The organism is Streptomyces sp. NPDC097129 (genome assembly GCF_055668065.1).
The window spans coordinates 296,587-320,272 of sequence record NZ_JBVOQE010000005.1 but is presented as its reverse complement, the minus strand read 5'-3'; the positions used below and the strand labels follow the sequence as shown (position 1 = coordinate 320,272).

Below are 23,686 nucleotides of genomic sequence, written 5' to 3'. Positions count from 1 at the left end.
CCTGGCCCCGGACAATGAACAGTCCCACGGGCAGAGATTCGACGGTCACCAGGGCAGAGGTTTTGACCGCCATCGTCACTACGGCCAACCACCTTGCCAGAGGCACCCGTTCAGCTGCGGTCGGCGCGAGGGGTGCCTGGGCGGAAACGACGAGGGACACGTGCTCCTCCGATCTCGAAGTGTTCAGCTTGCGGTGAGTGCGGTACGGGTTTCGGGATCGATCACCGTGGTGTTCTGGGCCAGGGCGATGCGCCAGCGCCCCTCGTCCTTGGCAAGGACGTACACGGCAACACCCGGCGCGGCATCCGGGTTCGCGGCCACCCACGACGCCCATCGGCGGGCTGACGTGCCCGGTCTGCCGCAACTGCCGCGCAAGGCGGGCCCGTCCGGGGCGCGCAGTACCTCCTCCAGACGCAGACCGCTGCGGGTGACCGGTCTGTGACGGATCTTGACGGCGACGGTGTCCGGGCGGAGGGCAAGGATGTCCTCGACCTGGTAGGTGACAGTGAGCGGTTGATGAAGGGTGCTGGGGAGGGCGCGTCGGATGAAGGCCCTGATCTCTTCCACACCGCACAGCGGATCCCTGTGCGGAACCGGCCAGAGGGCGTCCCGGCGAAACAGGCGCGCCAGCGCGTCCGGCAGCGCGTGGTGCTGGGCGTACTCGAATGCAGCGACCAGCCTGAGGATGGCGTCCACGTCCTCCTGCGGCATGGCCACGCCGGTGATGAACGGATTCACAGGTGTTTGTCTCCTTCGAGGTCCTGAGGCGGGGCTGCGGGCGGGGTCAGCCTGGCGAAAGTAGGGCTGGCCCACTGACTCGTCGCCCTCCCGGCTTCTTACGCGGGGCGGTGGCCGTGGCCGGCGCAGGCACTCGGCCCGCGTTTCGTCCAGGGAGAGGACTCGGACACACAGGGTCGCGAAGGGAGCGTGAGAGGGCTTCGACGGGCGGTGCTGATGGGGGAAGTCGTGCACGCCAAGACTGCAACGCTGCGTCGGCGTCAACAAGATGAGATAGTGCAGCGACCGTTTAACCAGGTTCAACCGAGGGGGATCGGTGCTGGAGCGGCTGGAACTGGAGGCGTTCTTGACGCTGGCCGAGGAACTGCACTTCGGCCGCACCGCCGAGCGCTTGCATCTGACGACCGGCCGGATCAGTCAGAGCATCAAGAAGTTGGAACGGCACATCGGGGCGCCGCTGTTCGAGCGCACCAGCCGCTATGTCCGACTGACTCCTGCGGGGCAGCATTTGCACGACGATCTCCTGCCCGCCTACGAACAGCTGCGGGCCGGGCTGCGGAAGGCAGTCGATGCTGCACACGGCATCCGGCACGTGCTGCGGGTGGGGTTCGTGGGCGCCGCCTCAGGACAGCTCATGGTCCAGGCGGCTGAGCTGTACGCCGAGCGCCATCCCGGATGCCGGGCGCAGCCCAGGGAACTGCAGATATCCGACGCCTACCCGAGGCTGCGCGAGGGGGATGTGGACCTGCTCATCGTGTCCCTGCCTCATGAAGAAGCCGGCATGGTCGTCGGCCCCGTGCTGTACTCCGAGCACCGGATGCTCGCCGTCTCCACCAGGCATCCGTTGGCCGCGAAGGAGACCGTCTCCCTCGAAGACCTCCCCGGTGTGAAGCTTCTGCAGGCCAAAGCGGTCCCCGCGCACTGGCGCGTCGAGCGCACCCCCCTGCGCACACCCGCAGGCCGGCCCATCGAACCCGGTCCCGCCTTCGAGACCTTCCAAGAGGCCCTGGCGCTCATCGGCGCAGGTCAGGGCGGGTTCGTCGTGGGCTCCCAGGCGACGCGTTACTACATGCGATGCGACGTCGCCTACATTCCGTTCAGCGATGCACCACGGCTCGAGTGGGCTCCCCTCTGGCTCGCTGCCCGAGCAACACCCTGCATACACGACTTCAATCGCGCCGCTCAGGACGCTGCCGGGCGCGACCACCTCGCAACGATCACCGCCGACTTCGGCATGTGACGGCACGCGCCGGCGGTGTCCATCCCCGTGCTGAATCTGACCGTCGCCTGCGGTGGGGGGAGACGACGGCAACGGGGGTGCCGTGATCGTCGATGTGCGGGATCACACGGCCGCGCCGGGCTGAGACGGGCATCGAGCTTCTGCTCCAGGTCGTCGAGAAAGCCGGGGCGGCGCGGGCGCGCGCAGGTGACCGGCGAAGGTCATCGGGCGGGGGCGGAGGCGGCGAGCAGTAGTGCGCGCAGTTCGTTCGGGTCGGTGACGACCGTGTCGGGCTCGGCCTGGACGACGTACGGCCGGTCGTAGGTGCCGCGGGCCTCCATCAGGATGGTCGCCCCGGCTCCGGCGCGCCGGCCGCACAGCACGTCGCGGTCGTAGTTGTCGCCGACGTACCAGCAGCCTGCCGGATCGGTGTCGAGGGCGCGCGCGGCGATGCGGATCATCTCGGGGTTGGGTTTGCGGACGCCGACCTCGTCGCTGTACACCTGCACCGCGACGCGTTTGTCCAGGCCGTGCTGGGCCATGTGGTCGCGGTGCACCGAGCCGGCCAGGGCGTTGGAGACGATGCCGACGGCGATGCCCAGCTCGTCGCACGCGTCGAGCAGTGCGGGCATGCCGTCGCGGGTGACGCGGTCGTGCTTGAGCTCGCCGAGCCGGTGGCACAGCGGTTCGGCGTGTGCGGTCACCCAGGCGAGCGCGGCCTGCGGCCAGTCCGCGGCGACGAAGTCGCTCCAGAAGCGGCGGTGCGTCATCTCCTTGGGGGCGGTCGGCCGGCTCATCGCGTTCTTCCAGTGCGAGTCGGCGGCGGATCCGGCCTTCAGGTCCGCCTCGATGTGCTCGACGGTCAGCTCGGCGCAGCCCGCGGCGGTCAGGGCGGCGTGCAGTTCGGTGGCGAGGTCGTGTGCCCAGGAGGGACGGTTGGTGGTCGCCACGACCACCCCGCCGAAGTCCAGCAGAAGTGCGGTGGGTCGGGTCAGCTGGCCCATGTCGCGGATTTCTCCTTGATCGGTGCGGCGTCAGCGTCGTCGTCGCACAGCCGGTTGCCCGAAGTGTCGTACAGATGCAGGTCGCGGGTGCGGACGGCGCAGCGCACGGCGGAGCCCGAGGTGGCACGCACGTTGGTGTACCACACCAGATACAGCTCGGTGTGTACGGCGCTCACCTGGACGGGCCCACAACACCCCGGTAACCAGGGTCGCCAACCAGTGCGGGTGGTCTTACACCAGCGCGTTCATCGACGTCTTCCGCCTCGCCTTCGGGCATACGCCGACGAGGTACTCCCGGCGATCGGTACTCCGCAGCGCCTCGGAGCAGCTGGGCACAGGCCGGCGACGACATCCCAGGAGGGAACCGGCATGCGGACGTCCGAGGCTGTGCGGGCGTCCGGCTTGCGGCCGCGGCCGGCAGCCCGCACGATCGCCAAGCCTTCAGACTGTGATCGCAAGCTTGCCCTGCACACCGCCGGCAGCCAGCACCTCGTGCGCCTGGGACAACTTCTCCAAGGGGAACACCTGCTGCAGGTGCACCCGAAGCCTCCCCGCCTCGACCAGTTCGGTCAGTGCCTCCAGGCCGGCCGGGTCCGGCTCCACGCCGACCGCTGCGAAGCGTACGCCGGACTGCTCCGCCAGCTCCGGCAGGGTGGTGCTGAGCCGCTCCACCGCCGACACCAGAACGCCGCCCGGCCGCAGCACGGTGAAGGAACGCTCGGCGTTCCCGCCGCCCAGGGTCTCCAGCACCACGTCCACCGGTGCGTTCCGGAGCACCTCGGTGTAGTCCTGGGTCCGGTAGTCGACCAACTGGTCCGCGCCCAACGCGCGGAGGAAGTCGTGCTTGGCCGCGCTCGCCGTGCCAACCACCTCCGCGCCGAGGTGCTTGGCCAACTGCACCGCGACATGCCCAAGTCCGCCGCCCGCACCGTGGATCAGTACGCGTTGCCCAGGCTGCAACTGGGCGATCTCCACCAGTGCGTGCCAGGCCGTCAGGCCCACCAGCGGCAGCGCCGCGGCCTCCTCATGGCTGATCCCGGCCGGCTTGCGAGCCAACTGCCGTGCTGGTGCGACCAGGTACTCGGCGTTCGCACCAGCCGCAGCAGGGAAGTACGGCATCCCGTAGACCTCGTCGCCGACCTGGAACCGGTGCACACCCGGGTCGACCTGCTCCACCACCCCGGAGACGTCCCAGCCCAAGACGAACGGCGGCTCGCCCAGGAGGGGGAAGGCGCCGGAACGGACGAACAGTTCCACCGGGTTGACACTCGTCGCCCTGACTCGGACGAGCACCTGCGTCGGCCCAGGCACCGGTGCGGGCACGTCATCGACGAGCTCCAGTACCTCAGGGCCACCAAAGGTCTTCTGGGTGATCGCACGCATCGTCATGTACTCCTGTCCGGAGAGCCGTTTGTGATGTCTCCATCCTCGGCATGGCGGTATCCGTTGAACAGAAGGCACTTCGAAGGTATATAGGTACCTCATGGGTACTACCGACAACCTGCGCTTCTACGGTGGCGCGGATGCCTATCTGGCCGCCTGTCCCTCGCGTCAGATCCTGGACGTGCTCGCCAACAAGTGGACCATGCTGGTCATGGGCGCACTGTCCGGCGGCCCGATGCGCTTCGGCGAACTGCGGCGCCGTCTGGACGGCATCACTCAGAAGATGCTCACCCAGACCCTGCGTACCCTGGAGCGGGACGGCCTGGTCACCCGCACGGTCTACCCGACCATTCCGCCGAGGGTCGAATACCAGGCCACAGAACTGGGCGAGAGCGTCACCGCGCTGATGCACGCGATCCGCGCCTGGTCCGAGGAGAACATCAATGCCGTCCTGGACGCCCGCGACGCCTACGACACACGGGCGGCACAGGAGGTGCAGCCGATCAAAGCGGGTCACTGACCGCCCGAGTCGCCCGGCTCGACCACTCGGAAACGTTCAGCGACGACAAGGGTGTCGTCATCGATGACCGGGGTGCGTCCCAGGTACTCACTCACGCCATCGCTCCGGAAGAACTCCTCGTGTGCTGCCCGCCACTCCCCCACATCGGAGTAACCGCGTCCCTCAGCTCGCGCGAAGTCGTCGTCGATCTCTTTCATGGGAACGACGCGCACGTCGACGAGCTGGATCGTGACGGCCGGGCGACCTTCGGAATCAAGTACCGAGAATCGCTGACCGGTCACGGGTACTGCCTCACCGGCGTGCTCGTAGATCTCCAGGAGACCCGTGAGCGCGGTCTTCCGACCGCTCAGGATCGCCGCCACACCACGGTCACGTTCCGGGCCGGGGAAGGCGAGTTCAAGGGTCGGAAGGTCGTCATGCGCCATCGAGCGAGCGTATGAGCCCAGACCGCGTTGATCAAGGGCCAGCGCTCAGCTCCCCCCAGCGGGCTCAAGGGTCCTGACTGACGAGCCCCCGGGACCGGGTTACTCCTTTCCGGTCATCTTCGCTCAGCATTTGGTGACACGCCGACCCGTAAGTCATTTAAGACTACTAATCGTACTTATCGTGGGTGATGGCCAGAAGAGTACGACGACGCACCTACCGGGCGCGGGTTGGGATACACCCATGGGCAAGCTGAGCCGCAGGAACGCAATGGGCATGGGACTCGGACTGGGAGCAGCGGCGATCGGGCTCAGCGGCTGCGGTTCCGGTTCGCCCCGAGAACTCAACTCAGAGGGCGGCGAAGGGCGTACCGCTGCGGCCGGCCCCAAACGCGCGCCCCACACCACGACACGGCTGATCGGCGACGGCTCCACCGCGTACACCGGCAGGCAGCCCAACCAGCCCGCGGCGCCGGAGCGGCTCGAACCGGGCCAGAAACCGCCGCAGTTCGTGGTCCTTTCCTGGGACGGCGCCGGCGAGGTCGGCAACGGCCTCTTCCCACGCTTCCTCAAGGCCGCTGCGGATCACGGCGCGCACATGACCTTCTTCCTCTCCGGGCTGTACCTGCTGCCCGAGTCCAAACGTCATCTGTACAGCCCGCCGAACAACCCAGTGGGAGCCTCCGAGATCGGCTATCTCACCGACGAGCACCTCAAGGAGACGCTGCGATACGTCCGGCAGGCATGGCTCGACGGACACGAGATCGGCACCCATTTCAACGGCCACTTCTGCTCGGGCCCCGGGTCCGTGGCCGCCTGGACGCCCGACCAGTGGCGCAGCGAGATCGAACAGGCCAGGACGTTCGTCACCTCATGGCGCACCCACACCGGCTGGCGGGACGAGGAGCCCCTGCCCTTCGACTACAGTCGCGAACTCATCGGCGGCCGAACCCCCTGTCTCCTCGGCCAGGACAATCTGCTGCCAGTGGCCCGCGAACTGGGGTGGCGTTACGACGCCTCCTCCCCCGGGGGCGTCCAACGCTGGCCCGGCAAGCGGCAAGGCATTTGGGACTTCCCGCTGCAGGCCATCCCCTTCCCCGGCCACAGCTTCGAGGTCCTGTCGATGGACTACAACATCCTCGCCAACCAGTCCATGAACTCCACGAAGGCCCCGTCGTACCACTACCCGGCCTGGCGCCGTCAGGCCACCGAGGCCTACCTCGCCGGCTTCCGCCGGGCCTACGAAACCAACCGCGCGCCGTTCTTCATCGGCAACCACTTCGAGGAGTGGAACGGCGGCATCTACATGACGGCCGTCGAGGAGGCCATGAAACAGATGTCGGAACCGAAGGACGTACGATTGGTGTCCTTCCGGCAGTTCGTGGACTGGCTCGACGCCCAGGATCCCGCCCTCCTCGCCCGGCTGCGCACACTGGAGGTCGGGCAGCAGCCTCCCGGGGGCTGGAAGACATGGTTCAACACCCCCTCCCGTAAGTCCTCGGCCTTGCCCTCCGCCATCAGCGGCTGAGCCCGTGGTGCGCCCGGCAGCGCCGGGCTGGGCGGCCGTGTTACCGGGGCTCGGCAGCGCACAGCAGCCGGGGCGGCAGGTAGGGGGAGTCGACACGGATCTCCATGCCTCTGCGGCGGGCATGGCAGGCGAGCGCCAGGACGCCCAGGTCGATCGCCGCATCGGCGTCGTTGCCGCGGTCCGCCACGGCGAAGTGGTCACGGTGGGCCTCCAGCGCGTCGACGAGGGCGAGGTTGAAACTCTCCTCGTCGCCGTCGACGAGCTGGGACAGCAGGACGGCCGGCGGGAGCGGGAAGCCCCACCGGGTCACCTTGTCCAGGTCGGCCAGCGCGCGGTCCATCGCGGGCTCGGGATCGTCGACGCGCAGGTAGGCGTGGAGCGCCTGGTAATAGGAGGCGTAGGCGGAACCGTCGGCGAGGATGCCGGGGTCGATGAGCACCAGAGGGGCCAGGTGTTCTCGCGTCCCGGTGATCAGAGCGAAGTAGGTCGCGGTGACCCACTGCCCTGCTTTGAGGGAGTGGGCGGCGGCGGCACCGAACCGGGACGCCAGGGCGACGTTCTCCAGCTGCGCGTCGCTCACGTCCGGACCGAGGCTGGCGGCGGACTTGAACAGCAGTTCCTGATCCCGCACGGCATCCAGCAGTTCGCTGGCGGCAACTGACGTGACGTCACCCCGAGCGAGGATCGCCTGCGTGTCCCTCTGGAAGAACGTCTCGCTGTCGGAGTCCATCGGGTGCGGGTTGTCCGGGCGCTCGACGACGACGGGGCCGGCGTTGAGTGCCGCCACTGCGTCCGGGCGCCGCTCACGGCCGTAGGCCTGCACGCGCGGCCCCGCGCCCACGAAACCGGTCACCAGGGCGTGGGGCAGGTAGCCGGAGTCGACCGGCGGTTGCCAGCCGTGCCGCCGATGGGCGAACGCTGCCAGGGCCAGCGGAATGAGCGGGAGCAGGGTGCGCGGCGCCGCGGCCGGGCCGGCCGTGGCGCGGTGAGCGGTCAGTAGTGCGGCGACCGCGCCGCGGAAGGACTCCTGGTCGCCGCTCTCCAGGGCGCGCAGGGCGTCCAGCGCCGTGGTCTCGAACCGTTCGCCCGAGCCGTCGGCGCCGGCCCGGACCCGGGTGAGCGCGGCGTCCAGCGCGGCGAGCTTCGCGGTGCTGGACGGCGGGAAGTCCTGCTCGTCGTCCCCGAGGTCGCCGAGCACGCTCGCCATCAGTCCGGTGATCAGCTCTCCGGCCGGATCTCCGGCGAGCCCGGTGTGGGCCTTCTGCCGGGCGAAGTGGAAGGCCTCCCCGTGCCATTCGGCCCGCCCGGCGAGGACCGCCAGGCAGAAGGCGTCGATCCACTTTCCGGGGGTGATGGTCTCCGCTCCGCCGCCGTCCGCTTCCTCGCGCTCGTACGTCATGCCGAAGTTGGGGTAGTGGAGGAAGACACTGAAGTGCGCCATCGGGTAGTAGGCGGCGAACGACACCTTGCCCACGGCCGCTTCGGCGGCGTCCAGCAGAACCGCCTTCGCCTCCGGGATGTTCAGGTCCGGGCACCGCACGGACAGTGCTCCGAGGTAGTCAAGAAAGGCCTCGGCGACCAACCACCAGTCGTACCCGGTGACGGGCCCGGCTTTCGACATGCCGTGCACCATCCGGCCGATCCGGTTGGTGAAGTCCTCGCTCGCTTCCGCCACTGTGGCGTCGCTGACCGAGTGCCGTTCAATTCGCACGCCGCGCTCCCCCGTTGTCGTTGATCAAGAATCATCCTAAGACGATGTCCGACGCGGTGAGACGGACGAGTCGCCTGTAGCAGCACAGGGCAGCGGCGCGTCCGAGGAGTGCCGAGCAGTTGCGGGGGTGTGTTCGTAGCGGGGCTGTGGGTGGCGGGGACGCGCTGGGCGACCGGGAGGCTGGCTTCCGGGCCGCGAAGGAGGAGTGCGGACTGGACGAGCACGCGGTCCGCCGATAAGTGTGTGTTGGCGCAGACCCTGAAGGTGCCGAAGGAGAAGTAGATGGCGAGGTCACCCGATGGGAGCCCGCACCCATGAGCCGTGGGGATTCCGCGCCGTGCCGTGTTCCTCGCCCGGCTCACGCTGATCGACGAAGATCTGTAAAGAAGGTGACATGACGTTACAGACACACCCTGAATCAGCCTCCCCGGCCAGTCTCAAGCCGCCCTGCCCGCTGGCCGGCCTGTGGGCCGTGCGGCATGGGCAGAGCACGGCCAACGTGGCCTTCGCCGCGGCGGAGCAGTCCGGTTCCACGGTGCCGGTGCCGGGCCGCGACCGGGACGTCGCCCTGTCCGAGCTGGGGGCCGCGCAGGCCGTGGCGTTGGGGAGCTGGCTGGCCGGACGAGCTCAAGGAGACGGGCCGGACCTGGTCGTGTGCTCGCCCTACCTGCGGGCACGGCAGACGTGGGACGGGATGGCGGAACGCGCCGCCGAACTCGGCGCGTACCGGCCGGAGTTGCTGATCGATGAGCGGCTGCGGGACCGGGAGATGGGTGTTTTCGAACTGCATCCCCCGGCCGCGTTGCGGGCCCGGGCGCCTGAGGAGGCGGCTCGCCGGGAGCTCCTGGGCGAGTGGTACTACCGGCCACCCGGCGGCGAGGCCATGACCGACGTCGCCGTACGCGTGGGGCAGTTCGTCGCCGACCTGGGCCGGGCGGCGCCCGGCCGACGCGTCCTGGTCGTCGCGCACGACGGGGTGCTGATCGCCCTCCGGCACGCCCTCGCCGGAATCGGTGCCGTCCCGCCCGAGCAGCTGCCGCCCGTACCGAACGCCTCGGTGTCCCAGTGGAGCGGTGACGGCCACCGGCTGCGTCTGTCTCTCTGGGGCGACACCGCTCACCTGACCTCACTGGACTCCACGGAAGAGATGACCCGCGTATGAACGACAACTCCCCCGACGACCCGATCCTCGCGCACGTCAAGCCGGTCCCCGGCGGCCTGTACGGCGACCAGCCCTACGAGGCGGCGCTCGCCGACCTGCGCTCGGCCGTCGCGGAGGTGTCCGCCGCGCTGCGCGACGCCGACGGCACGACCGCCGAGCAACTCTCCCGCTACCAGCAGGACCTCAACCGCGCACAGCTCCAGCTGCGCCCGGACGACACGGACGCACTGCAGCGCGCCCACGCCCTGGCCCGCACGGTGCGCCACTACCTGACCGGCGGGGCCGCGTGAGGGCAACCACCGAGGGACAGCTGCCCCCGGAGGAGAACCAGCGCATCTTCCGCGAGCAGATCGCACCCGTCTTCCTGGACGGCAGCACCCCCCAACGCGCCCCCGTCGCCGTGATCGTGGCCGGACAGACCGGGGCAGGCAAGACGGCCGTCACCCGCATGGTCAAGGACGCCCTGGAGCGCAACGGCCCGGCGGCCTGGATCAACATGGACTTCTACAACCCCCACCACCCCGACTACGCCCGCTGGCAGGCCGAGCGGCCGCAGGAGGCCGACGCCCTGGTCCGCCCGGACGGAGACGCCTGGTGGGAACAGGCTCAGCAGTACGCGCTGGAACGCGGCTTCAACATCCTGCTGGAGTCCGCCATGGTCAGCCCCGCCGAGTACGAGGACATCTGCCGTCGCATCCAGTCGGCGCCGCTGCCTCCGGGTGTCGCTCCCTATCGGATCGAGACCGCGTTCATCGCCGTACCCGGCCCTGTCAGCCGACTGGGCATCATGTCCCGCTACCTCGAGGAACTCCAGGAACGGGGCCACGGCCGCCTCGTCGACCCGGACATTCACGACGCGGCCCTGCGCGGGGTGCTTCGCGGCGCAACGGCCCTTGAGCGGGAGGGCCTGGGTGACTACGCGACCGTCCTGCGCCGCAACGGCTCCACCGTGCACTCCCAGTCCGTCGCCGCCGGGCAGGCCGCCCGGGAGGACCAGCTCCAACTGGTGGCCGCCATCAAGAGCGAGCACGCCCGCGTGCAATCGGCGGCCGAGGCAGGCCAGTTCGCCGCCCGACATGCCGCCGCAACGCTGATAGCCCCGGACTTCGCATTACCGGAGCTGGATCACATCGCACGGGCGGCCGCCCCGCTTCTGCCCCCGCCCAGCGCCCCGTGGCGCGAGGCCTCCGCACGGGCCACCCAACTCCGGGGCACGGCCCCCACCGTGCCCGACGCGACGTTGCTTCCCCGTACCGACGCCGAGGTCGTGCAGCTCCTCGCGCACACCCTGGCCGACCGCCACGCCTCCCTGGCGGGGAACACCCCCCACGCGGCCGTACGGCATGAAGCGGCCACTGACCGACTCCTCGGTGAACTCGCACGTCGGGCAGCGCTCTCCCCCGAACAGCGCACACAAGAACAGCAGCAACGCCAGATCCTGGGCACCGCCGCGCACCGCTCCGTCAGCGAACCGGGCTCCGCCCTGCCCGCCCGAGCCACCGCCGCGGCCGCCCGCAGCCGGTCGGCCACCGTCACCCGCCCCCCGAGCGGCAAGCCGGCCACGCCGGGTCCGGCCCTCTCACCGCGCCCAGCGGACGGCATCGAACAGCGCCGAGGCCGCAGCAGGTAGGACTCAGAGCCAGTGCGGCTGAGTGCGCGACAGTCTGCACCGCGGCCCGGGCATCGCGCCCCGGGCCCGAAGTCGCTGCGGTCCCTGCACCCCGCCGCCGACGCCGTCGCGGACCTGAAGCAGGAGTCGAAGAGCGGCGGCTGGGCCTGGTCGTCCTCCTCCGTGCCGTCGGTGTCCGGCCGGCCGTCGCCTTCGGCCGCCTCTGCCCGGGGTCAGTCCCCGTAGCGGGCGGCCAGGGTCCGGGCGGTCGCCGTTATGCGGTCGCGGAGTTCGGCGGGTGCCACGACCTCGATGTCCGTGCCCAGGCGCAGGAACTCCCCGTGGGCGTGGTCGATCGACTCGATGGGCACCCGGGCATCCGTCCACCCGTCGCTCGTGGGCGTCACGCCGAGACGGCGGGCGCCCTCCGGGGTGAGCCGCACAAGGGCCTCCCCGGTGTGCAGCCGGGCCCGGAAGTCGGCCAGATAGCCGCTCCAGTACGCGGCCAGGTCGAACCCGTCCGGAACGGCGAACTCCTCCAGCGGCCGAAGGCCGAGGATCTGGTCGACCCGGTAGGTGCGGATCCCGGACGGCCCGGCCGCGACCAGATACCAGCGGCCCGCCTTCAGAACGAGCCCGTACGGTTCCACCCGCCGCTCGATCTCCTCCGGCGCCCGCCAGCGCCGGTACCGCAGCACCGTCGCGCGCCGCTCCCACACCGCGGCGGCGACCTGGGCCAGGTAGGGCGTGCGGTCGGCGTCGCTGTACCAGCCGGGGGCGTCGACCAAGAAGCGTTCCCTTATACGCCCGGCGTGCTCGCGCAGCTCGGCAGGAAGGGCGGCTCGCAGCTTGAGCTGGGCGGTGGCGAGCGCCTCGCCGAGACCGAGGTCGGCGGCCGCGCCGGGGAGCGCTGCGAGGAACGCGGCCTGCGCCTCGTCCGCGGTCAGTCCGGTGAGCCGGGTCCGGTAGCCGTCGACCAGCCGGTAGCCGCCCGCGTGTCCGGCAGCGCCGTACAGCGGGATGCCGGCCGCGCCGAGCGCCTCGACGTCCCGGTAGACCGTACGGACGGAGACCTCAAGCTCCTCGGCCAGTTGCTGAGCGGTCATCCGGCCCCGGTTCTGGAGCAGGAGAAGCAGAGTGACCAGCCGGCTCGCACGCATGCCGCTCAGTATCCACATCCACTGACAGCAGATGTCAGGGGACCGTCCCTACCCTGCGACGCATGAACGACTTCGACTTCCTGCACGGCTCCTGGGACGTGGCCAACCGCCGTCTGACCGCACCGCTCGCACCGGGCTCCGGAGCCTGGGAGGAGTTCCCCGGCCATGCGGTCGTCCGGCCGCTGTTCGGGGGCGCCGGCAACATCGACGAGATCACCTTCCCCACCCTCGGCCGCCAGGGAGTGACCCTGCGCCTGCTCGACCGCGAGACGGGGCGCTGGTCGATCCACTGGTCCGACAGCCGGACGGGCCGGCTGGACCCGCCCGTGGTCGGTGGCTTCACCGGCGACCTCGGTCACTTCTACGGCGACGACACCTACGACGGGCGGCCGATCCGGGTGCACTTCACCTGGCACCGTCTCGGCCCGGACAACGCCCGCTGGGAGCAGGAGTTCTCCGCCGACGACGGCCGGACCTGGGAGCACAACTGGACCATGAACCTCACCCGCAGCGAGCGGGCCGGCGCATGAGCATCGTCGAACTCCGGCAGTACACCCTGCGTCCCGGAGCCCGGGAAACGCTGATCGAGCTGTTCGAGAGCAAGTTCGTGACCGCTCAGCAGACGGTCGGCATCACGGTCGGCGGCCGGTTCCGCGACCTGGACGACCCGAACCGCTTCGTCTGGCTGCGCGCGTTCCCCGACATGGCGCACCGCCGGCGCTCGCTGGAGGCGTTCTACTCCGGACCCGTCTGGCGGGAACACCGGGACGCGGCCAACGCCACCATGACCGACAGCGACGACGTCTTGCTGCTGCACGGCCCGGGCTTCACGCCTTCACCCGGTGACGGCGAGGTGCTCGCGACCGTCTGCCATCCGCCCGGGGCGTCCGCCTTCGACGCGTACGCCGCCCGGCACCTGGGCCCGGGCCACGCGCTGCACCGCACCGAGCACGCCGCGAACGACTACCCCGCCCTGCCGGTCCGCACCGGGGAGGACGTCCGGGTCTGGTTCGGCCCGGCGCAGCCTCCGCCCTGGCCCACCCGCTGGCTACGGCTGGAACCGGTGACACGTTAGTTTCTGTCGCCCTGCAGGTCGCTCCTGACGAACTGGCCTCCGGCTCCCAACACGTGCTTGGAGGCATCTTTCATCGTTGCCCGGAGGGGGCCACCGAGCGCTGCCAAGCCAAGATCCGCTGGACTGTCCCTTGGTTCCCTCAAGCTTGTCTCACGAGGACGCGTCGGGGGCCGCGGACCAGAAGGCCCGGGCGGTAGGGGAGCTCGTCCGGGTCCTCGGCGAGCTGGATGCCGGGGAGGGCGTCGAAGAGGATCGGGAGCGCGATGGTCGCCTCCAGTCGAGCCAGCCGCGCTCCCACGCAGAAGTGTGGTCCGTGCCCGAACGCCGCGTGGGGCGCGGCGCGCGTCCCATCGGCGGCGGTCGTGTAGCGGTCGGGCCGGAACGCGTCCGGGTCCGGGAAGAATTCCGGATCACGGTTCGCCGCGGCGAGGACGGCCAGGACAGAGGCCCCCGCCGGTATGGCCGCGCCCCCGCCGAGGTCCACCTCCTGCGTCGTACGCCGCCATGTCGTGGCCTCCAGCGGGCTGGCGTGCCGCAGTGCCTCTTCCACGACCGCTGACCAGCGCCCGGCGTCCCGGCGGGCGGCGGTCAGCTCGCGAGGGTGGGTCAGCAGCAGCAACGAAGCCGACGCCAGCAGGTTCATCGTCGTCTCGTAGCCCGCGAACAGCAGCAGGAACGCCATGGCGAGCAGCTCGCCGTCGTCGAGTCCGCCCTCGGTCACATCGTGCACGAGCGCACTGAACAAGTCCTCGCCCGGCTCCTTCCGCTTCATGGCGATCAGTTCCGTGAAGTAGGCGTGGAGCAGGGTCCACGCCTCATCGACCGCCCCCGCCGGAAGCGCGTCCGCGGGCGAACCGACCCGGTAGGTCCACTCTCGCAGAGCGTCCCGGTCTGCTTCGGGCACGCCCAGCACCTCGCCGATCACCAACACCGGCAGCGGAAACGCGAAGGAATCGACCAGGTCGACCGCCGCGCCGTTCCGCAGTCGGCTCGCCGTTTCGTCAATGAGTTCGGACGCGAGTTTCCCGATTCGTTGCCGCAGCGCATCCACCCGGCGCGGGGAGAACGCGCCGGACGCCAGCCGCCGCAGCCGGGTGTGGTGAGGGGCGTCGGAGTTGAGCATGTGGCGTGCGAGGCAGTCTCGGGCACGTTGCGCCGGCGAGTCGGGCCTCGGTCTGCCCGCGCCCTTGGCCGGCACGTTCGAGAAGCGAGAGTCCGCGAGTGCGGCGCGTACGTGCTCGTAGCCGGTGATGAGCCAGGCATCGGTGCCGTTGGCCAATGCGACGCGGACAGCTGGGCCCTGTTTCCGCACCTGCGCGTAGTACGGGTAGGGGTTGCGCGCGAAAGCGGGATCCGCCGGGTCGAGCACGTGCATCGGTCCTTTCGTGTGCATCGGGCCGCTCAGTCGGAGCCCGGCCCGGTACTTCTCGGGGTGAGGCATGGAGGACGTGCTTGGCGCCCCATGCCGCGCCGTCGAGCCGGCTGCCCGGTGCAAGCCCACCGCGCTCGGACGACGGTGTGGCATGGACGGCGCGAGAACCCTAGCTGTTCGCTGACCGCACCCGGTCGGGGGCCCTGATGGACATCCCGCGAGGGCAGGAACCCGGGGACCTGGCGTCGGGTGCTTCGCCTGCTCCGCTTCCTTGTGATCAGCCCGCCGGTGCTATCCCGCGCGATCACCGCCGCGGCCTGCGCGGTCAGCTCCTCCGCCAGGTCGGCTCGGGCTGTCACGGAGATGACCGAGGCGTCCGGACGGACCGCCGCCAGCCCGGCATGGATGGCTCTCGCCGGGGCCGGCAGGCCCGCGAGCAACTCGGCAGACCCACCCCGTCGCAACGGCGAAGCGCAGCGTCGCGCGGTCGGTAAAGGCTCCGTACCTCGTCACCCTCAAGGGTGGCCTTCACCGAGGCCAGGGCCTTAGCCTCAACATCGCTTGATCTTCAGCTTGTTGTTGAAAAAGGGAATATGCGAAGAATATCTGTGCTTCTGACGGCGGTCCTGGCCGCCGTCATAGGCGTGCTGGTCCTGGCCGCCCCGCGCGCGCTCGCCGCGTCTGTCCCGCCGTCGTCCACCGCCCAGCGCTGGGCCCTCAAGGTGAACGGCAAGTACGTCACCACCGAGGTCGACGACGCGGGTGACCAGCAGGGCAAGCTCCGGGCCGTCGCCACGTCCGTGACGACCCTGGAGACGTTCACGCTGCACACCGACTACATCGACAAAGTCGGCTACGGCACCACGATCTCCTTGCGCAGCGAGGCGAACGGCAAGTACGTCACCTCGGAGGACAACTACACCGGGGTGCAGCACGGCATGCTCCGCGCGCGGGGGACCGACACCGGTTCCTGGGAGCGCTTCACCGTCGAACCACAGGGCGGCGGGGAATACGCCCTGAAGTCCCTCACTTCGACTCTCTACCTGTCGGCCCGCTTCAACGCCACCGGCGATGACATGGGCATCCTGCGCCCCTATGCGAGCTCGGTCGGCAGCTGGGAACGCTTCACCTTCGAGAAGGTCGGGGGTACGGGTGCCACGGCCGACCCGCCGGCCTCGTCGGTGACGGCATCCGGCCGGCACGACATCGCCTCCTGGAACCTGTGCGCGAACAACAACCCCAGTCCCGAGTGCAAGCTCGCGTACGCCGACGACCAGACCGTCGCCACCGACGTCGCCACCGACGTGGCGGGTTCCCTGAACCACCGTCCCGAGGCCGTCTTCTTCCAGGAGATCTGCGAGACGGCCGTGAAGCCGCTTGAGCTGCAGCTCGAAAGCCGGCTGGGCGGTGGCTGGGACGTTCGCTTCGCCCCCACCTACTACAAGGTGATCGACACGAACAGCGCCACGGACCCGTATCTCATGGCGCAGAAGAACTGCATGGACAGCAACGGCACGAACCGGGGTGCGTTCGGCATCGCTCTCGCGGTCAAGGACACCAACACCTGGTACCGCGGCTACACGCTGCCCTCGCCCGACCTGAAGGAGCAGCGGCCCGCGCTGTGCGCCACGGTTCCCGACGACGGCACGGTCTTCTGCAACGCGCACTTCAGCAGCGGCTCCTACTTCGTCGACGGCAAGCAGCAGGGAGACGACCCCGACAACACGTTCCGTCCGCAACAGGCCGACATGCTCCGGAACATCGTCGACGGGCTGAAGGGCTCCGGGTACACCCCCTTCTACGGCGGTGACCTGAACACGACCACGGCCGACGTCGCCGTACTGTCGAGCCTCTACGCGTCCCGGCAGGAGTGCGGACAGACCACGCCGGACGCGCCGCACACCGGCGCACCGACCGACGGCAGCAACAAGATCGACTACATCTTCGGCCCGTCCGGCCCGAGTTACGGCTGCGAGGTGGTGGACCCCGCGCTCTCGGACCACCGTCTCATCCACGCCACCATCACCTTCTGACAGCTAAGGTCGGCGTGGTGGGCGCGCGCGATCTGGCGGGCCATGGCCAGGCCGGATGGACGGCACGGTCGGCCAGTGGTCGCGGGCAGCGTCGACGGCGTGGGTGACGTGACGACGGCCGTGAGGCGTACGTACTCGATCAGCGGATCCGGTACCTCTTCGCGGGCCAGCTCGATCAGATCGTTGACGAGGAGCGTGACCCCCCGCAGTTGGCGGCTGAGCGCGGGGGCCGCACGCTCTCGCTGAGCGTCGGTGAGCCGGGAGGACCGGGCGAGCAGCTCGGCGTTGGTGCGCAGCACGGTCAGCGGGGTGCGCAGTTCGTGCGAGGCGTCGGCGACCAGCCGGCGCTGGGCGCTGACGGATTTCTCCAGTTCGCCGAGCATGGTGTTGAAGGAGGCCGCGAGCCGGGTGATCTCGTCGTCGCGGCCGACGCGTTCGGGCGGGAGCTCGATGCGGTGGCGGCGGCCGGCGGGGACAGGGACGCGCGGCGGAGAGCCGGCTGCTCGTCTCAGGGTTGCGGGCGGAGGGTGCGGCGCAGTGCGTCGAGTACGGCCGGGTCCTCGACCGTCGCGGGCGTCGGGGTGTCACGGCCATCGGCGATGTCGCGCATGGTGGCCCGGAGGATCTTGCCCGAACGGGTCTTGGGCAGCGCGGGCACCACGGTGACCTCCTTCAGGGAGGCGACGGCGCCGACCTGGCCACGCACCTCCGCGACGATCTCGCGCTCCAGCTGGTCGGGCGCGGGGGCGGCACCGGCCTTGAGGACGACCAAGGCGCGCGGCGCCTGTCCCTTCAGTTCGTCGCGTACTGCGATCACCGCGCACTCCGCGACGTCCGGGTGGGCGGCCACCACCTCCTCCATGACGCCGGTGGACAGCCGGTGACCGGCGACGTTGATGACGTCGTCGGTGCGGCCGGTGACGAAGACGTAGCCGTCCTCGTCGACGTGCCCGCCGTCGCCGGTGAGGTAGGACCCGGGATACTGCGAAAGGTACGAGGCCACGTACCGGTCGTCGTCCTGCCACAGGGTCGGCAGGGTGCCCGGCGGCAGCGGCAGGCGCAGGGTCACCGCGCCGTCCTGTCCCGGGGCGCACTCGTCGCCGGCCGGGTCGAGGATGTGCAGGTCGTAGCCCGGCATCGGCACCCCGGGCGAGCCGGGCCGGATGGCGACGCCGTCGATGCCGCGGGGCGCCGCGGTGATCGGCCAGCCCGTCTCCGTCTGCCACCAGTTGTCGACGACGGGCACCCCGAGGGCGCGCGTCGCCCAGGTGTAGGTGTCGGTGTCGAGGCGCTCCCCGGCCAGGAAGAGGCTGCGCAGGCCGCTCACGTCGTAGCGGGCGAGCAGGGTGCCGTCCGGGTCCTCCTTCTTGATCGCGCGGATCGCGGTGGGCGCGGTGAACAGGGCCTTCACGTCGTGCTCGGCGATCACTCGCCAGAAGGCTCCGGCGTCCGGGGTGCCGACGGGTTTGCCCTCGTACACGACGGTCGTGGCGCCGGCGATCAAGGGGGCGTAGACGATGTAGGAGTGGCCGACGACCCAGCCGACGTCGGAGGCGGCCCACCACGCGTCGCCGGGTCCGATGCCGTAGATGTGGCGCATGCTCCAGGCCATGGCGACGGCGTGGCCGCCGTTGTCGCGGACGACGCCCTTGGGCCGGCCGGTGGTGCCCGACGTGTAGAGGATGTACAGCGGGTCGGTCGCCGCGACCGGCACGCAGTCGGCGGGTTCGGCGGCCGCCATCGCCTCGTCCCAGTCGAGGCCGAGGTCGCCGAGGTCGGCCGGGGACTGCGGCCGCTGGAGGATCACGCAGCGCTCCGGGGTGTGGCGGGCCAGCCGCAGCGCCTCGTCGAGCATCGGCTGGTACGGGACGACCCGGCCGGCCTCGATGCCGCAGGACGCGGAGACGACGGCCTTGGGCCGGGCGTCGTCGATGCGCACGGCGAGTTCCTTCGCGGCGAAGCCGCCGAAGACCACGGAGTGGACGGCTCCGATCCGCGCGCAGGCGAGCATCGCGATCACGGCCTGCGGCACCATCGGCATGGAGATGACCACCCGGTCGCCCTTGCCGACGCCGAGACCGCGCAGCACACCGGCGAAACGTGCGGTCAGGTCCAGGAGTTGGGCGTAGGTGAGGCTGCTCGTGGTGCCGGTGACCGGGCTGTCGTGGATGAGGGCGGTGCGGGCGCCGTGGCCGGCCTCGACATGGCGGTCGAGGGCGTTGCGGCAGGTGTTGATCTCGGCGTCCGGGTACCAGCGGTGGAACGGTGGCCGGTCCGAGTCGAGAATCCGCACCGGGTCCCGGTCCCAGGTCACGGCTTTGGCGGCCTCGGCCCAGAAGGCCTCGGGATCGGCGATGCTGCGTCGGTGGAGCTCGCGGTAGACGTCCATCTGCGGGGTCACTCCTTCGCGGTCCCGTCCGCGCGGCACGGCCCGTCCGCCCGCGCGTACGTCCGTCCCGGCGCCGGCGGCCGGGCCGGAAGGGCGTGGCGTGCACATCAGCCATCATTCGACCGTCACGCCCCGCCCACCACCTCCAGGGGAAGACCTGTCCCGGACCGGCCGGGGCGCTCGTGGCGGGCTGGGCCTGCCCCGCGCATGCGTGACACCGGCCGGCCGGCGTTCGTGGACCGGCTGTGGTGACTCACGACACCGGGCCGCTCACGCGTAGTGGCGGTACACGGCCTGGGCGACACAGGCCGGCTTGTCGCTGCCCTGGACCTCGACGGTGAACGTCAGCGGCATCTGCACACCGTTGCCCTTGACCTCCTCCACGGAGCCGACGGCGCCGTGCAGGCGGATCTTCGCGCCGACCGGGACGGGGCTGGGGAAACGGACCTTGTCCAGGCCGTAGTTGACGCTCATCTTGATGCCGGTGATGTCCAGCAGTTCCCCGAAGAGCGGGATGATGAGGGAGAGGGTGAGGTAGCCGTGGGCGATCGGGCCGCCGAAGGGGCCGTCCTTGGCCTTCTCCGGGTCCGTGTGGATCCACTGGTGGTCGTCCGTGGCGTCGGCGAAGGTGTTCACCCGGTCCTGGGTGATCTCACGCCACTCGGTGCGGCCGAGGTCGGCTCCGCTGAGGGACTTGAGGTCGTCGAGGCCGTGGGCGTGGGTGGTGGGCATGGAGGGTCCTTTCGGTGAGGCAGGCGGACAGGGACCGCGCGCAGTGGGGGCGCGACGCCTGGGCGCATGTCAGGGGTGGGAGGGAGCGGCGGGGTCGGTCGCGTAGATGTCGCGTACGACGGGCTTGATGATCTTCCCGGAGGCGGTACGAGGCAGGCTCTGAGTCACCACGAGGGACTTGGGGATCTTGTACTTGGCGAGCCTGCCCTGCAGGTGGCCGAGGATGTCGTCCTCGTCGGCGCGGCTGCCGGGGTCGAGGACGACGACGGCGCGGCCGACCTCCCCCCAGACCGGGTCGGGCACGCCGATGACCGCGCATTCGGCGACGGCGGGATGGGTGAGCAACGCGCCCTCCACCTCGGCCGGGTAGACGTTCTCCCCGCCCGAGACGAACATGTCCTTGACCCGGTCGACGATGTATACGTACCCGTCGGCGTCGGTGCGGGCCACGTCGCCGGTGCGCAGCCAGCCGCCGTCGGTGAAGGCGGCCTCGGTGTCCTCGGGCCGGCCCCAGTAGCCGGCCATGACGTTGGGGCCCTGGACGAGGATTTCGCCGCGCTCCCCGGGGCCGGCGTCGCGGCCGTCGGGCAGGACGACGCGGGTGTCGGTGAAGAAGTGCGGCACTCCGGCGGAGCCCGCCTTGCCGGAGGTCTGCTCCTTGTCCAGGTAGAGGACCCCGGGGGATGCCTCGGTCATGCCGTAGCCCTGGCTGAAGGCCAGGCCCCGGTCGAGGTAGGCGGCGATGGTGCGGGCCGGGACGGGTGCGCCGCCGCAGTTGAGGGTGCGCAGGCTGGACAGGTCCGCGCTCGCCCAGCGGGGTCGGGCCGCCATGGCGTCGTACATCGTGGGGACGCCGAACATGTACGTCACCCGCCGGGTCTCGATGAGTTCCAGTACGCGCTCGGCGTCGAAGGAGCCGAGCAGCACCACCCGGCCGCCCTTGAGCAGGGTGGGCAGGCAGGTCATGTTGAGTCCGGCGGTGTGGAACAGCGGGGCGACGACGAGGGTCACCTCGTCGCCCGCGAGGTCGGTGTCGACGAGGACGTTGACGCTGTTCCAGGTGATGTTGCCGTGGGAGAGGACGGCGCCCTTCGGGCGGCCGGTGGTGCCGGAGGTGTACATGATGATGCACGGGTCCTCCGGCATCACGGTCTCGTCCAGGTCGCCGGTCGGTGCACCGGCCAGCAGGTGCTCGTAGTAGAGAGCGCCCTCGTCCTCGGCGCCGGCGAGTGCGATCCGCTGCTCTACCCCCGCCTCGGCTGCGGCGGCGCGGGCCGCCTCGGCGTGTTCGGGGGCGTGGACGAGGACGGTGCTGCCCGAGTCGGACAGGTTGTAGGCCAGTTCGGGGGCGGCGAGCCGGGTGTTGAGCGGGACGAAGACCGCGCCGAGCACGCCGGCCGCGAACAGCGTCTCGAGGAAGGCCGGATGGTTGGGGCCCAGGTACGCCACGCGGTCGCCGCGTCGCGTGCCCAGGCCGCGCAGCGCGTGGGCGAGACGCAGGACGCGCTGGTGCAGTTCCCGGTAGGTGAAGGTGCGGTCCTCGTGGACGACGGCGATCCGGTCGGGCGTCTTACGGGCCCGGCGCGCCGGCCAGGAGCCGATGCCTTGGTTCAACACGAACGCCTCCTTCAGTCCGCGAGCAGGCCGAACAGACGGGCGGCGTTCTCCTTGAGGATCTTCGGCCGGACCTCGGGCTTGATGTCGAGCCCGGCAAAGTCGGCGAGCCACCGGTCGGGGGTGATGACGGGATAGTCGGACCCGAAGAGGACCTTGTCCTTGAGCAGGCTGTTGGCGTACCGCACGAGCTGCGGTGGGAAGTACTTCGGGGACCATCCGGACAGGTCGATGTAGACGTGGGGCTTGTGGGTGGCCACCGCGAGGGCCTCATCCTGCCAGGGGAAGGAAGGATGGGCGAGGATGATCCGCAGCTGCGGGAAGTCCACCGCGACGTCGTCGACCAGCATGGGGTTGGAGTACTTCAGGCGGATGCCGCCGCCGCCCGGGACGCCGGCGCCGATGCCGGTCTGGCCGGTGTGGAACAGGGCGGGCACCCCGAGCTCCTCGATGGCCTCGTAGAGGGGGTACGCGAGGGGGTCGTTCGGGGAGAACGCCTGGATGCTCGGGTGGAACTTGAACCCGCGGACCCCGTACTCCTCGACCAGCCGCCGCGCCTCCCGTACGCCCGCGCGGCCCTTGTGCGGGTCGATGGAGGCGAAGGGGATCAGGACGTCCGCGTGGGCGGCGCAGCTCTCGGCGATCTCCTCGTTGGAGATCCGGGGATGCCCGGTGGCGTGTTCGGCGTCGACGGTGAACACCACGGCGGCCATGTGGCGCTCGCGGTAGTGACCGGCCATCTCGTCGATGGTCGGCTGCCGGTGGCCGTGGGCCTTGAAGTACTCCTCGGAGGCGCCGAACAGTTCGGGGCTCAGTGCCCCGTGTCCGTCCTTGGACACCTCAGCGTGGGTGTGCACGTCGATGGCGGTGAGCCGGTCGAGGTCCAGTGCGAGGTCGCCCATCTCATGCCTCCGGGGCCTTGGGTGCCGGGATGCCGTAGGTCTCGGGCTCCGCGCCGACGCCGTCCGGCCACGCGGCGGCGATGGCCTCGGCGCTCCAGCCGCCGTCGGCGAAGGCGACGGCCTTCTCCTTGGGGTGGGCCCACAGGGCCAGGCGGTCGCCGCCGACGCCGATGGCCTGCCCGGTGACGTCCTTGGAGGCGTCGGAGGCCAGGAAGGTGACCAGGCCGGCGACGTCCTCGACCGTGCCGAGACCCTCGTCCTTGCGCAGCCAGTCCGGCAGCGGCTTGCCGGTGCGCTCGGACTCCTCGATGACCGGAGCGAACGCCGGGATGGTCTTGGTCATCTCGGTGGCGGCGACCGGGACCACGGCGTTGACCGTGACGCCGGCGCGGCCCAGCTCCATGGCCCAGGTCCGGGCCATGGCGACGATGCCGGCCTTGGCGGCGGCGTAGTTGGTCTGACCGAAGTTGCCGCGCTGTCCGGCCGGCGAGGAGATCAGGATCAGCCGGCCGCCGGTGCCCTGCTCCCGCATGCGGACGGCGGCGGCCCGGGCACAGGTGAAGGTGCCGCGCAGGTGGACGCGGACCACGGAGTCGAAGTCGTCGTCGGTCATCTTCCACAGCACGCGGTCGCGCAGGATGCCGGCGTTGGTGACCAGCACGTCGAGGCTCCCGAACTCCTCGACAGCGGCGTCGACCAGTCGCTGGGCCGCCTCCGTGTCGCCCACCGCCGCGACGACGCCGGTCGCCCTGCCGCCCTCGGACCTGATCGTGGCGACGGCGGAGTCGACGGCCGCCTGGTCGACGTCGTTGACGACGACGGCGGCGTCTGCCGCGGCCAGGGCCTGTGCGTAGGCCAGTCCGAGGCCGCGTCCGCTGCCGGTGACGACGGCGACCTTGCCTTGAAGATCCATGAGAGGAACCCCTCGTGAGTGGTGGAAGCGGAATGTCGACAGCGACGGCGCACGACCCGCATCGACAGGAATCCTGATGAACGCCAGTCTGGGCAACCAACAGGATTCCTGTCAATGCTCTAGTGTGGGATCGCCGCCGAGCCCGCGGCGCACAGCGAAAGGAACGCCATGAAGCAACCCGGGCGGACCGCCTCTTCGGG

22 protein-coding genes and 2 pseudogenes are annotated in these 23,686 nt (G+C 70.3%); 10 read left to right on the top strand and 14 right to left on the bottom strand.

Annotated elements, in window-relative coordinates; all coding sequences use genetic code 11:
- Window positions 1-183: 183 nt before the first annotated feature.
- Window positions 184-738, bottom strand: a complete 555-nt coding sequence (locus tag AC0B9F_RS17615; RefSeq protein WP_472003519.1) for a nuclear transport factor 2 family protein — start codon at window positions 736-738, stop codon at window positions 184-186.
- A gap of 316 nt (window positions 739-1,054) precedes the next feature.
- On the opposite strand from AC0B9F_RS17615, the gene AC0B9F_RS17610 reads away from it, so the two are divergent.
- On the top strand, window positions 1,055-1,978 hold the full coding sequence (locus tag AC0B9F_RS17610) for a LysR family transcriptional regulator (RefSeq protein WP_472003517.1): 924 nt from the start codon (window positions 1,055-1,057) through the stop codon (window positions 1,976-1,978).
- 200 nt (window positions 1,979-2,178) lie between these two features.
- On the opposite strand, the gene AC0B9F_RS17605 is transcribed toward AC0B9F_RS17610, so the two are convergent.
- Entirely contained in the window at window positions 2,179-2,961 is a 783-nt protein-coding gene (locus AC0B9F_RS17605) for an HAD family hydrolase (RefSeq protein ID WP_472003516.1), read from the bottom strand.
- Window positions 2,949-3,137, bottom strand: coding sequence for a hypothetical protein (locus AC0B9F_RS17600; RefSeq protein WP_472003514.1), 189 nt, complete (start codon window positions 3,135-3,137; stop codon window positions 2,949-2,951). Before AC0B9F_RS17600 ends, AC0B9F_RS17605 begins: the two co-directional genes overlap by 13 nt.
- An 8-nt stretch (window positions 3,138-3,145) precedes the next feature.
- Here AC0B9F_RS17600 and AC0B9F_RS17595 point away from each other — a divergent pair.
- Window positions 3,146-3,244 (top strand): annotated as a pseudogene (locus tag AC0B9F_RS17595) (helix-turn-helix transcriptional regulator); the annotation flags it as partial.
- Between the two features lie 158 nt (window positions 3,245-3,402).
- Here AC0B9F_RS17595 and AC0B9F_RS17590 read toward each other — a convergent pair.
- On the bottom strand, window positions 3,403-4,344 hold the full coding sequence (locus AC0B9F_RS17590; RefSeq protein ID WP_472003796.1) for an NADP-dependent oxidoreductase: 942 nt from the start codon (window positions 4,342-4,344) through the stop codon (window positions 3,403-3,405).
- A gap of 100 nt (window positions 4,345-4,444) precedes the next feature.
- On the opposite strand from AC0B9F_RS17590, the gene AC0B9F_RS17585 reads away from it, so the two are divergent.
- Window positions 4,445-4,864, top strand: coding sequence for a winged helix-turn-helix transcriptional regulator (locus AC0B9F_RS17585; RefSeq protein ID WP_472003512.1), 420 nt, complete (start codon window positions 4,445-4,447; stop codon window positions 4,862-4,864).
- Here the strand turns inward: AC0B9F_RS17585 and AC0B9F_RS17580 are convergent.
- A complete protein-coding gene (locus tag AC0B9F_RS17580) occupies window positions 4,858-5,289 on the bottom strand; it encodes an ASCH domain-containing protein (RefSeq protein WP_472003510.1) in 432 nt (143 codons plus the stop codon). The two genes, AC0B9F_RS17585 and AC0B9F_RS17580, sit on opposite strands and share 7 nt — an antisense overlap.
- Window positions 5,290-5,530: 241 nt before the next feature.
- Between AC0B9F_RS17580 and AC0B9F_RS17575 the strand changes: the two genes are divergently transcribed.
- On the top strand, window positions 5,531-6,814 hold the full coding sequence (locus tag AC0B9F_RS17575; RefSeq protein ID WP_472003508.1) for a polysaccharide deacetylase family protein: 1,284 nt from the start codon (window positions 5,531-5,533) through the stop codon (window positions 6,812-6,814).
- Between the two features lie 40 nt (window positions 6,815-6,854).
- Here AC0B9F_RS17575 and AC0B9F_RS17570 read toward each other — a convergent pair whose 3' ends face one another.
- Window positions 6,855-8,525: an immunity 49 family protein gene (locus tag AC0B9F_RS17570; protein WP_472003506.1), complete on the bottom strand. Its 1,671-nt coding sequence runs from the start codon at window positions 8,523-8,525 to the stop codon at window positions 6,855-6,857.
- Between the two features lie 394 nt (window positions 8,526-8,919).
- Between AC0B9F_RS17570 and AC0B9F_RS17565 the strand changes: the two genes are divergently transcribed.
- From AC0B9F_RS17565 to AC0B9F_RS17555, 3 genes are read left to right on the top strand one after another with little or no spacing between them, the layout of a single operon-like run.
- Complete coding sequence (locus tag AC0B9F_RS17565) at window positions 8,920-9,687, top strand: histidine phosphatase family protein (protein ID WP_472003504.1); 768 nt, start codon at window positions 8,920-8,922, stop codon at window positions 9,685-9,687.
- Complete coding sequence (locus tag AC0B9F_RS17560; protein ID WP_472003502.1) at window positions 9,684-9,977, top strand: hypothetical protein; 294 nt, start codon at window positions 9,684-9,686, stop codon at window positions 9,975-9,977. Before AC0B9F_RS17565 ends, AC0B9F_RS17560 begins: the two co-directional genes overlap by 4 nt.
- On the top strand, window positions 9,974-11,317 hold the full coding sequence (locus tag AC0B9F_RS17555) for a zeta toxin family protein (RefSeq protein WP_472003500.1): 1,344 nt from the start codon (window positions 9,974-9,976) through the stop codon (window positions 11,315-11,317). The genes AC0B9F_RS17560 and AC0B9F_RS17555 overlap by 4 nt, the downstream gene beginning before the upstream one ends.
- A 212-nt stretch (window positions 11,318-11,529) precedes the next feature.
- Here AC0B9F_RS17555 and AC0B9F_RS17550 read toward each other — a convergent pair whose 3' ends face one another.
- On the bottom strand, window positions 11,530-12,456 hold the full coding sequence (locus AC0B9F_RS17550) for a helix-turn-helix transcriptional regulator (protein ID WP_472003498.1): 927 nt from the start codon (window positions 12,454-12,456) through the stop codon (window positions 11,530-11,532).
- 62 nt (window positions 12,457-12,518) lie between these two features.
- Here AC0B9F_RS17550 and AC0B9F_RS17545 point away from each other — a divergent pair, with 62 nt between their 5' ends.
- Both AC0B9F_RS17545 and AC0B9F_RS17540 read left to right on the top strand, forming a co-directional pair.
- Entirely contained in the window at window positions 12,519-12,986 is a 468-nt protein-coding gene (locus AC0B9F_RS17545; protein WP_472003496.1) for a hypothetical protein, read from the top strand.
- The gene (locus AC0B9F_RS17540; protein ID WP_472003494.1) at window positions 12,983-13,531 is read left to right on the top strand and encodes an NIPSNAP family protein; all 549 of its coding nucleotides are present in this window, start codon (window positions 12,983-12,985) and stop codon (window positions 13,529-13,531) included. Before AC0B9F_RS17545 ends, AC0B9F_RS17540 begins: the two co-directional genes overlap by 4 nt.
- Window positions 13,532-13,670: 139 nt before the next feature.
- Here the strand turns inward: AC0B9F_RS17540 and AC0B9F_RS17535 are convergent, their stop codons facing one another.
- Window positions 13,671-14,924 (bottom strand): cytochrome P450, encoded by a 1,254-nt coding sequence (locus AC0B9F_RS17535; RefSeq protein WP_472003492.1) that lies wholly within the window; start codon window positions 14,922-14,924, stop codon window positions 13,671-13,673.
- Between the two features lie 572 nt (window positions 14,925-15,496).
- Here AC0B9F_RS17535 and AC0B9F_RS17530 point away from each other — a divergent pair.
- Window positions 15,497-16,936 (top strand): fascin domain-containing protein, encoded by a 1,440-nt coding sequence (locus AC0B9F_RS17530; RefSeq protein ID WP_472003490.1) that lies wholly within the window; start codon window positions 15,497-15,499, stop codon window positions 16,934-16,936.
- A 63-nt stretch (window positions 16,937-16,999) separates the two neighbouring features.
- Here the strand turns inward: AC0B9F_RS17530 and AC0B9F_RS17525 are convergent.
- From AC0B9F_RS17525 to AC0B9F_RS17500, 6 genes and pseudogenes are all read right to left on the bottom strand, one after another.
- A pseudogene (locus tag AC0B9F_RS17525) lies at window positions 17,000-17,400 on the bottom strand (histidine kinase dimerization/phospho-acceptor domain-containing protein); the annotation flags it as partial.
- A 44-nt stretch (window positions 17,401-17,444) separates the two neighbouring features.
- Window positions 17,445-19,325 carry a propionyl-CoA synthetase gene (locus AC0B9F_RS17520; RefSeq protein ID WP_472003795.1) on the bottom strand — a complete coding sequence of 627 codons (1,881 nt, stop codon included), beginning with the start codon at window positions 19,323-19,325 and terminating at the stop codon, window positions 17,445-17,447.
- Between the two features lie 270 nt (window positions 19,326-19,595).
- A complete protein-coding gene (locus tag AC0B9F_RS17515; RefSeq protein ID WP_472003489.1) occupies window positions 19,596-20,057 on the bottom strand; it encodes a MaoC family dehydratase in 462 nt (153 codons plus the stop codon).
- Between the two features lie 69 nt (window positions 20,058-20,126).
- Complete coding sequence (locus tag AC0B9F_RS17510) at window positions 20,127-21,674, bottom strand: acyl-CoA synthetase (RefSeq protein WP_472003487.1); 1,548 nt, start codon at window positions 21,672-21,674, stop codon at window positions 20,127-20,129.
- 11 nt (window positions 21,675-21,685) lie between these two features.
- Window positions 21,686-22,558, bottom strand: a complete 873-nt coding sequence (locus AC0B9F_RS17505) for an amidohydrolase family protein (RefSeq protein WP_472003793.1) — start codon at window positions 22,556-22,558, stop codon at window positions 21,686-21,688.
- A 16-nt stretch (window positions 22,559-22,574) separates the two neighbouring features.
- Window positions 22,575-23,486 (bottom strand): SDR family oxidoreductase, encoded by a 912-nt coding sequence (locus tag AC0B9F_RS17500; protein ID WP_472003485.1) that lies wholly within the window; start codon window positions 23,484-23,486, stop codon window positions 22,575-22,577.
- Window positions 23,487-23,686 lie beyond the last annotated feature (200 nt).

Coding starts and splice junctions, on each gene's coding strand:
- AC0B9F_RS17580 (WP_472003510.1), bottom strand. CDS start 5,289: ATGGCGCATGACGACCTTCCGACCCTTGAACTCGCCTTCCCCGGCCCG.
- AC0B9F_RS17605 (WP_472003516.1), bottom strand. CDS start 2,961: ATGGGCCAGCTGACCCGACCCACCGCACTTCTGCTGGACTTCGGCGGG.
- AC0B9F_RS17540 (WP_472003494.1), top strand. CDS start 12,983: ATGAGCATCGTCGAACTCCGGCAGTACACCCTGCGTCCCGGAGCCCGG.
- AC0B9F_RS17560 (WP_472003502.1), top strand. CDS start 9,684: ATGAACGACAACTCCCCCGACGACCCGATCCTCGCGCACGTCAAGCCG.
- AC0B9F_RS17565 (WP_472003504.1), top strand. CDS start 8,920: ATGACGTTACAGACACACCCTGAATCAGCCTCCCCGGCCAGTCTCAAG.
- AC0B9F_RS17545 (WP_472003496.1), top strand. CDS start 12,519: ATGAACGACTTCGACTTCCTGCACGGCTCCTGGGACGTGGCCAACCGC.
- AC0B9F_RS17500 (WP_472003485.1), bottom strand. CDS start 23,486: ATGGATCTTCAAGGCAAGGTCGCCGTCGTCACCGGCAGCGGACGCGGC.
- AC0B9F_RS17520 (WP_472003795.1), bottom strand. CDS start 19,325: ATGGACGTCTACCGCGAGCTCCACCGACGCAGCATCGCCGATCCCGAG.
- AC0B9F_RS17535 (WP_472003492.1), bottom strand. CDS start 14,924: ATGCACACGAAAGGACCGATGCACGTGCTCGACCCGGCGGATCCCGCT.
- AC0B9F_RS17575 (WP_472003508.1), top strand. CDS start 5,531: ATGGGCAAGCTGAGCCGCAGGAACGCAATGGGCATGGGACTCGGACTG.
- AC0B9F_RS17585 (WP_472003512.1), top strand. CDS start 4,445: ATGGGTACTACCGACAACCTGCGCTTCTACGGTGGCGCGGATGCCTAT.
- AC0B9F_RS17530 (WP_472003490.1), top strand. CDS start 15,497: ATGCGAAGAATATCTGTGCTTCTGACGGCGGTCCTGGCCGCCGTCATA.
- AC0B9F_RS17515 (WP_472003489.1), bottom strand. CDS start 20,057: ATGCCCACCACCCACGCCCACGGCCTCGACGACCTCAAGTCCCTCAGC.
- AC0B9F_RS17590 (WP_472003796.1), bottom strand. CDS start 4,344: ATGCGTGCGATCACCCAGAAGACCTTTGGTGGCCCTGAGGTACTGGAG.
- AC0B9F_RS17550 (WP_472003498.1), bottom strand. CDS start 12,456: ATGCGTGCGAGCCGGCTGGTCACTCTGCTTCTCCTGCTCCAGAACCGG.